This is a genomic window from Pseudomonas sp. RIT-PI-a (assembly GCF_001187875.1).
GTDB lineage: Bacteria > Pseudomonadota > Gammaproteobacteria > Pseudomonadales > Pseudomonadaceae > Aquipseudomonas > Aquipseudomonas coleopterorum.
Window position 1 is genome coordinate 76,368 of record NZ_LGIR01000012.1, and the last position, 12,055, is coordinate 88,422.

The 12,055-nt window shown below is 63.8% G+C and carries 11 protein-coding genes; 3 read left to right on the plus strand and 8 right to left on the minus strand.

Annotated features, from left to right (window positions below):
- Positions 1-112: 112 nt before the first annotated feature.
- The 4 genes from AC788_RS06730 to AC788_RS06745 all read right to left on the minus strand — a co-directional run bounded on the left by AC788_RS06730 (position 113) and on the right by AC788_RS06745 (position 4,068).
- Positions 113-826, minus strand: a complete 714-nt coding sequence (locus tag AC788_RS06730) for an ABC transporter ATP-binding protein (protein ID WP_049859897.1) — start codon at positions 824-826, stop codon at positions 113-115.
- Positions 823-1,659, minus strand: coding sequence for an ABC transporter permease (locus AC788_RS06735; RefSeq protein ID WP_049859898.1), 837 nt, complete (start codon positions 1,657-1,659; stop codon positions 823-825). The genes AC788_RS06730 and AC788_RS06735 overlap by 4 nt, the downstream gene beginning before the upstream one ends.
- Positions 1,660-1,663: 4 nt before the next feature.
- Positions 1,664-2,641, minus strand: a complete 978-nt coding sequence (locus AC788_RS06740) for an aliphatic sulfonate ABC transporter substrate-binding protein (RefSeq protein WP_082223601.1) — start codon at positions 2,639-2,641, stop codon at positions 1,664-1,666.
- Between the two features lie 131 nt (positions 2,642-2,772).
- Positions 2,773-4,068 (minus strand): MFS transporter, encoded by a 1,296-nt coding sequence (locus AC788_RS06745; RefSeq protein WP_049859900.1) that lies wholly within the window; start codon positions 4,066-4,068, stop codon positions 2,773-2,775.
- Positions 4,069-4,444: 376 nt separating this feature from the next.
- Here AC788_RS06745 and phnN point away from each other — a divergent pair, with 376 nt between their 5' ends.
- Both phnN and AC788_RS06755 read left to right on the plus strand, forming a co-directional pair.
- A complete protein-coding gene (gene phnN / locus AC788_RS06750) occupies positions 4,445-6,238 on the plus strand; it encodes a phosphonate metabolism protein/1,5-bisphosphokinase (PRPP-forming) PhnN (protein WP_049859901.1) in 1,794 nt (597 codons plus the stop codon).
- A gap of 163 nt (positions 6,239-6,401) precedes the next feature.
- Positions 6,402-6,818, plus strand: a complete 417-nt coding sequence (locus tag AC788_RS06755; RefSeq protein ID WP_049859902.1) for a response regulator — start codon at positions 6,402-6,404, stop codon at positions 6,816-6,818.
- On the opposite strand, the gene AC788_RS06760 is transcribed toward AC788_RS06755, so the two are convergent.
- The 4 genes from AC788_RS06760 to AC788_RS06775 are packed head-to-tail and all read right to left on the minus strand — an operon-like array spanning position 6,811 to position 10,307.
- Entirely contained in the window at positions 6,811-7,413 is a 603-nt protein-coding gene (locus AC788_RS06760; RefSeq protein WP_049859903.1) for a PqiC family protein, read from the minus strand. The two genes, AC788_RS06755 and AC788_RS06760, sit on opposite strands and share 8 nt — an antisense overlap.
- On the minus strand, positions 7,410-9,092 hold the full coding sequence (locus AC788_RS06765; protein WP_049859904.1) for a PqiB family protein: 1,683 nt from the start codon (positions 9,090-9,092) through the stop codon (positions 7,410-7,412). The genes AC788_RS06760 and AC788_RS06765 overlap by 4 nt, the downstream gene beginning before the upstream one ends.
- Positions 9,085-9,699, minus strand: a complete 615-nt coding sequence (locus AC788_RS06770) for a paraquat-inducible protein A (RefSeq protein ID WP_049859905.1) — start codon at positions 9,697-9,699, stop codon at positions 9,085-9,087. Before AC788_RS06770 ends, AC788_RS06765 begins: the two co-directional genes overlap by 8 nt.
- Positions 9,696-10,307: a paraquat-inducible protein A gene (locus tag AC788_RS06775; protein WP_049859906.1), complete on the minus strand. Its 612-nt coding sequence runs from the start codon at positions 10,305-10,307 to the stop codon at positions 9,696-9,698. The genes AC788_RS06770 and AC788_RS06775 overlap by 4 nt, the downstream gene beginning before the upstream one ends.
- A 282-nt stretch (positions 10,308-10,589) precedes the next feature.
- Here AC788_RS06775 and AC788_RS06780 point away from each other — a divergent pair, with 282 nt between their 5' ends.
- A complete protein-coding gene (locus AC788_RS06780) occupies positions 10,590-11,789 on the plus strand; it encodes an aminotransferase-like domain-containing protein (protein ID WP_049859907.1) in 1,200 nt (399 codons plus the stop codon).
- Positions 11,790-12,055 lie beyond the last annotated feature (266 nt).

Here is a 12,055-nt window from a genome sequence, read left to right on the forward strand (position 1 = left end):
TCGCGGGCAGAGGGCTCGCCGCCCGCCCCGATCCCACAAGGATCCCGTGTGTATTGGGTCTATGTGGGAGCGGGCTCTGCCCGCGAAGAGGCCCTCAAGCCATACAAAAAGATCAGACCACATGCGCTGACTTCAGCTGGGTCAGGGCCTGTATTCTCAGATCAGCCAACACCGGATTCCGCCGATCCCTCGGCTGCACCAGATCCACATCTATCCCACCGCTGATCCCACTGGCCCGATGCCCCATCACCAACATCCGGTCACTCAGGTACAGCGCCTCGTCCACATCATGGGTCACCAACAGCAGCGCAATGTCATGCCGCCGTGCCAGATCCAGCAACAAATCCTGCAGCTTCATCCGGGTAAATGCATCCACTGCACTGAACGGCTCGTCCAGTAGCAGCACCTTTGGCCTGGAATAAAGGCCCCGCGCAATTGCGACCCGCTGCGCCATGCCGCCGGACAATGCCTTGGGCAGCGCCTCGGCAAATCCGCTCAGGCCCACTTCCTCGATCAGCTGCCGTACCCAGGCCTGGTCATAGTGCCCGTCATCGTGAAAGCCGATGTTGCGCGCCACGCTCAACCAAGGCATCAGCCGCGGCTCTTGAAAAACGAATGCCACTGACTCGCCTGCGCTGCTCAGCTCGCCGCTGTAGTCCCGATCCAGGCCCGCTGCGATGCGCAGCAGAGTGCTTTTGCCGCAACCGCTGGGACCCAGCAGGCTGACGACCTCGCCGGGTTGCAACTGCAACTCCACGTCCTTGAGCACCACGGTTTCGCCAAACGTCTTGCGCCGGACGTGAATGCTCAGCAAGGCATCGCTCATGATCGGCTCCCCGTGGCTTCGCCGGTGAAGGTGTCACGCCAACTGACGCAACGCCGCTCGATGGCCGCGAGCACGCCGTCGCTGAGCTTGCCCAGCACCGCCAGGGCCAGGATCGCCGCCAGCACGATGTCGGGCCGCGAGGTTTCGCGGCCATCGCTGAGCAGGTAACCCAGGCCTTTGGTGGCAGCAATCAGTTCGGCGGCGACCAGAAACATCCAGGCCATGCTCAGGCCGCTGCGCAAGCCGGTGAACAAGCCCGGCATGGCGGCCGGCAGCAGAATACGCAGGGTCAGCCGACGGGCGCTGAAGCCATACATCTGCCCGACCTCCACCAGCTTGCGGTCAATGTTGCGAATCGCCGCCACGCCGTTGACGTACACCGGAAAGAACGCACCGATGGCGATCAATACGACCTTGGACGTCTCGTCGATGCCCAGCCACAGCAGCAGCAACGGCACCCAGGCCAGGCTGGGTATGGCGCGCAGGCCGGCGAAGGTGGGTTCCAGGTAGGCCTCGGCTTCCCGGCTCAGGCCGACCCAGGCGGCAAATACCAGGGCCAGGGACGCACCGATGACGAAGCCGGCCAGCACGCGACCGACGCTGGCCAGCACGTGCTTGCCGAGCGCGCCTTGCGCCAGCTCGACCAGCGTCAGCGCGACATCGCTGGGCGCCGGCATCTGGTAGGCCGGGATCCAGCCGACCCGCACCACGATCTCCAGCACGATCACGATCAGACACGGCAGCAACCAGCCCTTGGCCCCGCGCCGCCAGGCGGGTGAAGCGCGCCGTGGGGCCGGCGCTGCCTTGGGTAGGGTGTTTTCCGACGCGCTCATGAAGTCACTGCTTCCCGATGACTTGGGCGCCGAAGCGTGGCTCGATCAGTTGATCGACCACGTCGTTGACGTCCACGCCCTTGCGCACCAGGCTTTCGGCGGTGAGGATCGGCGCAGCGGCCTTGAGCGCCTGAATCTGCTTGGCGCCTGGCTGCGAGTCGCTGAAGTCGGTCCGCGAGAGCTGCAGCTTGGCCACGTCCAGGGGCAGCCCCGATTCCTTGGCCAACAGCGCTGCCAGATCGTCCGGGTGTTCCCGCGCCCAGCTACGGGCCTGCTCGTAGGCCTTGATGACCTGCGCGACAGTGTCGGCATGTTCAGCTGCGAATTTTTCCGTGACGCTGATCACCCCATAGCTGTTGAATTCGATGTTGCGGTACAGCAACGTCGAGCCGGCTTGCAGCTGACTGGCTGCCAGCAGCGGATCGAGGCCGGCCCAGGCATCCACGTCGCCTCTTTCCAACGCGGTGCGACCGTCGGCGTGCTGCAGGTGAACCAACTCCACATCATCCTTGCTCAGCCCAGCCTGTTGCAGGCTGCGCAGAGTGAACAGGAAAGGGTCGGTGCCTTTGGTGGCGGCGATCTTCTTGCCTTTGAGGTCGGCAACGGTCTTGATCGGCGAATCCTTGCGTACCGCCAGGGCAGTCCATTCCGGGCGGCTGGCGATGTACACGGTCTTGATCGGGCTGCCATTGGCGCGGCTCAGCACCGCTGCAAGGCCGGCCGTGGAGGCGAAGTCGATGCTGCCGCCGTTGAGGTATTCCAGCGAGCGGTTGCTGCCCTGGCTGAGTACCCAGTCGACCTTGGTGCCGGGCAGGGCTTTTTCCAGCCAGCCGAAATGGCGCAGGACCAGGCTGGTGGGCGAGTAGTAGGCGTAGTCCAGGCGAACCTCGGCAGGGGTAGCTGCCTGGGCGACGCTGGCGAAGCTGGCAAGCAGCACGGTGGCGGCCAGCAGCGGTTTGGACAGGCGGGAAAACAGGGTCATGAAGATCATTCCTCGGCAAGGGAGAGCCGGCTGGCACGCCGGATCCCAATGCTAAATGATCTAAAAAACCAACTATAAATACCTTTTGGATCTGAGCTTAGATTGCCAGTACGCGCCACGACTCGGGCCGTTCACCGATTGACTGTCCTGGCCGGCAACGCCAGTACCAGCAGGCAGCTGAGCAGCAGGCAGGCGGCAAAAATCCACAGGGCGATCTGCGGGCTGTGGAAGCGGTCCATGACCACGCCCATCAGGGAATTGCTGACCAGCCCGGCGATGTTGGCCAGCGAACAGGCCAGGGCAAAACCGGTGGCCGCCGCAGTCCCTTTGAGAAAGGTCGCCGGAAGACTGAAGAACACCGGCACCGCACCGATGATGGCCAACGAAGCCACCGAGAACAGCAACACGGTGACCGCCACGTTCTGGGTGAAGAAGGTGCTGAGAAACATGGCCGCCGCGCCGACGATGAACGGCACGATGATGTGCCAGCGCCGCTCGCGGTGCTTGTCGGAACTGGCGCCGATGGCCAGCATGCCGATCAGTCCGGCGAGGCTGGGTATGGCCACCAGCAGGCCGATGTCGCCGGGGTTGCCGACCCCGGCGTTGCGGATGAAGGTGGGCAGCCAGAACCCCATGGCATAGGCACTCAACAGAATCGAGAAATCGATGCCGCCCAGCATCCATACCTTGATGTCGAAAAAGCCGGCACGAAACGAGTGGCCGCCTCGGTTCTCGCTCTCGTCCTGAGCCAGCACGGTTTGCAGTTCGGTTTTCTCGCGCTCGGTGAGCCAGCTGGCATCGGCAATGCCATTGGGCAAGATGGCCAGACACAACGCGCCCAGCACCACCGTCGGTATGGCTTCGAGGAGGAACAGCCACTGCCAGTTGTGCAGGCCGCTGACACCGTCGAAATTGCCCATGATCCAGCCCGACAGCGGCCCGCCGATCAGGCTCGACAGCGGCAGGCCGATCATGAACAGGGCAATGATGCGGCTGCGTCGGTACGACGGAAACCACTGGCTCAGGTAGAACAGCACCCCTGGCAGAAACCCGGCCTCGGCTGCGCCGAGCAAGAAGCGCAGCAGGTAGAAGTGCCACTCGCTGGTGACGAACATGGTCAACCCGGAGAGCACGCCCCAGCTGATCATGATGCGAGCGATCCACAGGCGTGCACCGACCTTCTGCAACACCAGGTTGCTGGGCACCTCGAACAGGATGTAACCGACGAAGAACAATCCGGCGCCCAGACCGTAGGCGGTTTCACTCATGTGCAGGGTGTCGAGCATCTGCAGTTTGGCGAAGCCGACGTTGATGCGATCCAGGTAAGACGCCAGGTAGCAGAAGCACAGAAACGGAATCAACCGCCAGACGATCTTGCGATACGTGCCAGCGCTGGCGTGCTCGGTCAGGCCGGAAGTGGGCGACATGCATGAACTCCTGGAGCGTTGAAGACAAGGTGATAATCCGCCACGAACCCCGTAGGAGCGGTCAGGGGCCGCGAAAGCTGCACTGCGGTTTACCTGAAACACTGCGGCGCCGGCTTCGCGGCCGATGACCGCTCCTACGCAGATGAAAGCGGCCGATGACCGCTCCTACGCAGATGAACGCGTCCCATGGGATGCAGGCGCGGGGATGATAATCGCTGCGCTCGATCCATGCAGCATGGGTGCCAGCACTGGCGTGCGAATAATGGCGTAGACTGCCGGCTTCGGTGTGCGGGGGGCGCCCCGTGTCGCGTTCATTCACCCGCTCGATCCGGCCAGACGCCGGTCGGCATCGGCCCGGGCAAGGCGGAGCATATTCATGGCGCAGGGTATTTTCTTCTTCGTGGTCGGGCCGAGCGGGGCGGGCAAGGACTCGCTCATCGAAGGCGCGCGCGCCCACCTGGGCACTTCCGGCCGCTACCTGTTTGCCCGTCGCACCATCACCCGCCCCAGCGGCGCTCCAGGAGAAGACCACGCTGGTGTGACCCCCGAACAGTTTCAAGCCAGCGTCGCGGCAGGGGCGGTCCTGCTCAGCTGGCATGCTCACGGCTTGAGTTATGGCTTGTCCGCCGAATTGCTGCAGGTGCTGGAGGAGGGCCGGCACGTCATCGCCAACGGCTCGCGCAAGATGATTCGGGAGGCGGCCACCCGTGTGCCGCATCTGGTGGTGATTGAAATCACCGCTTCGCCAGAGGTCCTGGCTGCGCGCATTTTGGGGCGCGGTCGGGAGACCGCCGAGCAGGCCAGTGCCCGCGTGTTGCGTCAGGTCGACGCGCTGCCTGCCGACATCGAAACCCTGCGCGTCGACAACGACGGCACCTTGGCCGAGGGCATCGGTCGCTTCGTCGATGCGGTTGAAACCGTTGCCCAGCGCCACGCGCCGCTGCCGAGCAGTCATCCGCTGCTGCTGCGCAAACTGCAGGGGCATGAACTGAACGAGGCGCAGTACGAGCAGGTGCTACGCGACATCATTGCCGGCGAGTATGTCGACAGCGAGATCCGCGCGTTTCTGGTGAGTGCCAGCCAGCATTTGGCGGATGCCGAGGTGGTAGCGCTGGCGCGCGTGCGGACGCGGTTTTCCCCGATCATGCGCTGGGATCGACCGATTGTGGTCGACAAGCATTCGATGGGGGGCGTGCCTGGCAGCCGGATCACCTTGATCGTGGTGCCGATCGTCGCGGCACAAGGTCTGCTCATGCCCAAGACCTCGTCGCGGGCAATCACCTCCGCAGCCGGCACCGCCGATGCCATGGAGGTGCTGGCCGAGGTGGAACTGACGCCTGAAGAGGTGCAACACTGCATTGCCCAGACGGGCGCCTGCATCGCCTGGAATGGCCGCCTCAACCACTCCCATCTGGATGAAGTGATGAACGCCATCACCCGACCGCTGGGTATCGACTCCACGCGCTGGGCAGTGGCGTCCATCCTCTCGAAGAAGCTCACCGCCGGCTCGACGCACGTCATCGTCGATCTGCCATTCGGGCCGGGCACCAAATTGGCGACCGCAGAGCAGGCGCACACACTGGGCAAACTGTTCGAGGAAGTTGGCGCTCTGTTGGGCCTTACCGTCGCGGCCGTTGCCACCGACGGCTCGCGACCGGTCGGACGTGGGATCGGCCCGGCTCTGGAGGTGCGCGACGTACGCTGGGTGCTCGAAGGCTCCGCAGAAGCGCCTGCCGACCTGCGCGAGAAGGCGCTGTCGTTTGCCGCACGCATCCTGGCCTGGGACCCACGCATCGGCAGTGTCGAAGCCGGGCGCGAACGTGCCGAGTACCTGCTGGACGGTGGCCAGGCCCTGGCCGCTTTTGAACGCATCATCGAGGTTCAGGGACGCAGGGTGCCAGTCATGCCCAGTCCGTCGACCTGGGCCGTGTGCGCCCCCTGCGCGGGTCGGGTCGCACGGCTCGATGGCTGGCGACTGGCGGAACTCGCCCGCTACGCAGGCGCACCTGGTGACAAGGCTGCAGGTATGGATCTGAAGGTCAATCTGGGCACCCAGGTGGGGCAGGGCGACGTACTTTACCTCCTCCATGCATCTAGCGCAGAAGGCCTGAAACGCGCTGCTGAGCAGGCCCGGATCGAGAGCGGCATCATCCTGGATGAGCACGCCTGATCAACGCTGACCCCGCAACGCCACCTCGGCTCATTACCGTTCGTCGGCGCAACCTCGACAAATGGAATTCACAAGCTTTTCCGCTCTCCTAACCTGAGTGTGGGAGTCGCCATCGCGGCGGTAACTTTCCTCAATCAATTCAAGTACACAGAAGGATTTGGCAATGACTGATTCGCCGCGCATCGACAGTGCTTCCAAGGGAGCGAACCTGGTTCTGGTGGTCGAAGACGAAGCGCTGATTCGCGAGTTCGTCTGCGAACTGCTGGGCGAGGAAGGTTGGAAGACCGAGGGTGTCGAATCTGCGGACCACGCGCTCGAGTTTCTGAACAAGCGTTCCAATGAAGTCGGTCTGTTGCTGACGGATATCCTGATGCCCGGCAGCATGAACGGCGCAGGGCTGGCGAACTACTCGGCGCAGACCTGGCCGGAAATTCCGATCATGATCATGTCGGGCCATGAAACGCCCGAAAGCTCCGGCGTCACCATCCCGGTAAGCTTCGTGCGCAAGCCATGGACGCTCGGTCAGTTGCTCGACGGTGTCGAGAAAGCCCTCGGCACCGTGCCGCGCGCCGTCAGCTAGGACAGGCGCCGTTGCCTTGGGCCCATTGGCGGGCGGTCGTTGCAATCTGCTTCGCCAATTGATCGATGATACGCTGATGTGCCACCACCAAGCTGCTTAGTTCAACTCCCGCCGTTTCACGGATCTGGCTTGCACAGGTCAATGTACGGCGCGGCTGCGCACCCCCGCGCATACCCAGACTCCACACCACATCGACCAGCGCATACTGACCCGGTAGCGAATCGAAACGTCGCACGTCGGTTTGTACGGACAGCACGGGCTTTTGCGCATCCTTGGGCAACCCAGCCAGATCACGCGTCCCCAACTGGCGTTCCAGGCGATCGGTCAGGGCGTCGTGAAACTCATCGGCCAGCGGCGCGCTCCAACGGTCGTTTTCCAGAATCGCCAGATTGCCTCGATCCTGACGCACCACCAGCTGCGGCTGGTCGACCTGGACAGGCATGCGCACCGCGAGCATTTCGAACTGGAACGACGGCGCAGCCAAGCGCGAGGGCGCGCTCGGCGCAGTGTCCTGCAGCGTGTAGTAGTGGGTCACCGGCGAGCTGCAGGCACCCAGGCCTATGCTCGCGGCCAGCATCAGGCTGCGTTTGATCATGGTTGAACTTCCGGTTGGATTTCACGTGAGGTATTGCCTGGGCTGCGGTAGGCGTCCGGCTCACCTTGTTTGGTACGGCCGCGAATCAGTGCTTCCGGGTTGCGGCTGAGGAAATCGGTCAGCACCCGCACCGAACGGGCGGTGCGCTGGACTTCGTCCATGGCCTGGCTCAGTTGCTGGCGCTCCGGCGAGTCGTCGGCGAAGGTGGAGTTGGCCGCGGCCAAGGTCTTCTGGGTCTGTTGCAAGGTGCCACGCATCTGCGGCAGCACCTCGGCATTGACCTGGCGCAAGGTCTTCTGCATTTCGCTCAGGCTGCCGTTGAGGTTGTTGGCGATTTCATCCAACGGTAGCTTGCTGATCTTGTCGACCACGCCCTGCAACTGCTCCTGCACCTTGTCCAGGCTGCCGGGTACCGTAGGAATACGCAGCGGGCGGGCGGCGATATCGAACGCCACGGGCGCTGCGTTGGGGACGAAGCTCAGGGAGATGTACAACTGCCCGGTGATCAGGTTGGCACTGCGCGCCTGGGCACGCAGGCCCTGCTTGACGAACGCCGACATCAATTGCGCCGAGCGCGCATCGTCTTCGGTGCCCATTTGTTTGAGCAGTTTTTCGTGGGCCTTGCCCAGGCGATCCGGGTAGATCACCGCGCCGACGACACTGGGAAAGCTCTTGGTCTTGGCGTCATAGTCCAGGTTGACCGACACCACACGGCCGATGTTCACGCCCAAGAATTCTACCGGGGCGTTGACCGCCAGGCCCCGCAGCGACTGGTTGAAGCTCATGCTGATGTAGCGCGGTTCGCCATCGGGCGGCGCCAGGGCGGTTTCCTGGTCGGCGAACAGGTCGAAGCGCGAGCGCTCGGTGGCCGGAGTCGCGTTGGGGCTGTACTTGGGTTCGACGAAGGCGACGCCACCAGCGAGGATGGTCGAGAGCGACTCGGTGTTGACCTTCAGGCCACTGGCGCCCACGGTCAGATCGATGCCGCTGGCGTTCCAGAAGCGCGTATCGGTGGTCACGTACTTGTCGTTGGGGGCATGGACGAAGATCTCGACGTCGACACCCTTGCCGTCTTCGGCCAATTGGTACGACACCACTTGGCCGACTTCGATGCGGCGATAGTAGACCGGCGAGCCGATGTCGAGCGAACCCAGGTCCTCGGTGTGCAGGGTGAAGCGCTTGCCTTGCTCGCCGTAAGTGATCGCCGGCGGCGTTTCCTTGCCGACGAATTGCCGCTTGCGCTCTTCGGAGCTGCCGGCGTCGGCGCCGATGAAGGCGCCGGAGAGCAGCGTATCCACGCCGGAAATGCCATTGGCGCCGATGCGTGGGCGCACCACCCAGAACACCGAGTCTTCGGCAGTGAAGCCTTCGGCGGACTTGTTCAGGTCGACCTTGGCGACCACGTGGCTGCGGTCGTCGCTGAGGGCTATGGCGGTCACCTGCCCGATGACCACGTTCTTGTATTTGACCTGGGTCTTGTTGGCTTCCAGGCCCATGGCGGTCTCGAAGCTGATTTCGATCTGCGGCCCGGCATTGAGGCCATTGCTGATCAGCATCGAGGCGCCTACCAGCGCCGCGATGATCGGCACGATCCACACCAGCGAGACATTGAAACGACGCGTCTTGACCGCCGGCGCAGCGGCAGGTGACGCGGGAGTGGAACCTGGACGATCAGACATCTTCAACCTCTACATCCCAGATGAGCCGGGGATCGAAACTCATGGCGGCAAGCATGGTGAGTACCACCACCAGACCGAAAAACACGATACCCAGCAGCGGGTCGATGGAACTCAGCGAACGAAACTGCACCAGCGCGGCGACCAGCGCCACCACCAGTACGTCGAGCATCGACCAGTAGCCGATCAGCTCGATGAAGCGATACAGGCGGGCCCGCTCGCGCATGGCCCAGTGGCTCTTGCGCTGACAGGTTACCAGCAGCATGCCCAGGATCAGGAACTTCATGCAGGGCACGACCACGCTGGCGAAGAAGATCAGCACGGCGATGTCCCAGGAGCCGCCATGCCAGAACTCGATGACGCCACTCATGATGGTGTTTTCGCTAGCGTTGCCGAACATGTTGGTGCGCATCACCGGCAGCAGGTTGGCCGGGATGTAGAAGATCAATGCCGCGATCAGCAGCGCCCAGGTCCGCGCGATGCTGTCGGGTTTGCGCGCATGGACGGTGGAGCGACAGCGCGGGCAATGGTGCTCGCCTGCCTGGCAGACATGCCCGCAGGTGTGGCACAGCACCAGGCCCAGTTGCCGCGCGTAGGCCGGTTCGCTCATCGCAGCTGGCCTTCCAGGTCGTCCCAGAGTCGGCGGATGCCCTTGCCGGAAATCAGGATCAACAGCACCGTGACCATACCCAGTGCCCACAGGCCGAAGCCGGGGTGTACGTCGAGCATGCCCGCCAGTTTGATGATGGCGACCAGAATGCCCAGCAGGCAGACTTCCAGCATGCTCCAGGGGCGCAGGTGCTCCAGCGCGCGCATGCAGGTGCGAAATCCGGGCGCAGCGCGTCCGGCGGTGGCGAAGCCGAGCAGCCAGCACAGCAGGCAGATCTGCAAGAGGGGGGCGAGAATGATGGTCAACCCGGTCACCGCGGCCATCGGCGTGATGCGGCCCTGGGCCAGGGCTTCCACCGAGGCGAGCAGGGTGGCCTGATTGCTCAGCCCTTCCATGCTGATGCTGATCACCGGAAAAGCGTTGGCCAGAATGAACAGCATGGCTGCGGTCAGCGCCAGGGCGAACAGCGCCTGAATGCTCATGCGCTGGCCACGTTCGAGCACCGCGCCACAGCGCGTGCATTCGGCTTTCTGACCATGCGTCAGGGCCACCGATTCGAACAGCGAATCGCAGTGTTCACAAATGATCGAGCGGGAAGAGGTGTTCATTCGGCAATGGACATACATGAAAGCCTGAGGTCAGGGGCGCGCATTTCCCCAGATTAGACACGACCTGTCTAGTCCAGTGGCGCGGTGCCATGAGTATCTGAGTCATGATAAAGCCGAGCGTTCCGTCTGGCGATAGCTGTGAAAGCCAGACTACTTGCGGCCTTTGGTTTGCGGGCGTGGACCCTGTCAGCACCCAATGGCATGACATCTGGAAATAATCTCGCTTGTGAGCGGCGTTCGCCAGCCTCGATACTTTCGGCACATTCGCCGTCGAGCACCGTCATGGCCCTGGATTACCGATTTACGCCTGCCTTCGAAAACCCCACCGGTTCGGCCATACGCGAGCTGTTCAAGTACCTGTCGGTGCCGGGCATGATTTCCTTTGCCGGTGGCTATCCGGCGTCGGCGTTTTTCGACGAGTCCGGCCTGCGCGAAGCCGCGGAGCAGGCCATGCGCGAAGCCCCCCTGGACTGTTTGCAATACGCCGCCACCGAAGGCTTGCCGGCGCTGCTCGAACAGTTGGTAAGTCTGATGACGCGGCGTGGCGTGGCCGTTGGGGCGGATGAGTTGATAGTGACAACTGGTTCGCAACAAGGCTTCGACCTGTTACTCAAGGTGTTACTGGCCCCTGGCGCTACCGTACTGGTCGAGTGCCCGACGTATCCGGCAGCGTTGCAGGCGTTGCGCCTGGCCGGGGCGCAGGTGCTCAGCGTGGCGACCGATGCCGACGGCCTGGACACCGATGCCTTGACGCAGCAGCTGGCACGGCGTGCGCGTGGCGATGTCGCGATGCTCTATTGTGTGCCGACTTTTGCCAACCCCACCGGCGCCTGCCTGCCCCTGGCGCGGCGTCTGGCACTTTTGCGGCTGGCAGTCGCACACGATTTTCTGGTGGTCGAAGACGATCCTTACGGTGCGCTGCGCTTTGCCGGCGAGGAAGTGCCTTCGCTGTTGGCGTTGAGCCGGCAGGTGGAGGGCGCCGAGGGCCGGGTGATCCATCTGTCCAGCCTGTCCAAGGTGCTCGCGCCAGGGCTGCGCGTGGGCTGGATGGTGGCGCCTGCGGCCGTCCGTCAGCGTTGCCTGGTGGCCAAGCAGACCGTGGACCTGTGCACCTCGCCCTGGGCGCAACGCATCGCCGCCAATTACCTCGCGGCAGGGGCGCTGGAACGGGCGCTGCCGGGTCTGGCGCAGGGCTATCGGCAGAAGTGCGAGCGCATGCTGGCGGGGTTGCAACCGCTGGCAGAGCATCTGCAGGTGAGTGCACCGGCAGGCGGCATGTTCGTCTGGGGCCATTGCCTGCATGGCCTCGACGCCAAGGCATTGCTGCCGCGGGCGATCGAGCAGAAGGTGCTCTTCGTGCCCGGCAGCGCCTTCTACGGCCAGGACCCGGACCCCAGCAGCATCCGTCTGTCGTTCGCCGCCCCCGGGTTGGCTGACATCGACGAAGGCCTGCACCGACTGCGTCAAGCGTTCGAGCAGTAGAATTCGCGGCGAGGCCGGACGCGGCTTGCGCCGCTGCTACAGGGGTACGAACGCCGGGTCGGCGGTGTGCCTGGATGAACGCGGCGAGGCCGGAACAGCGGCACGCGGTCAGTGTAGCAGCGGCGCAAGCCGCGTCGGCGGTGCGTGCGGTATGCCTGGATGAACGCGGTGAGGCCAGAACTGGGCTACGCGGTCGTTGTAGCAGCGGCGCGAGCCGCGTCGGCGATGCACGCGGTCTCGACCCATCACTGGCCCAACTTCCAATG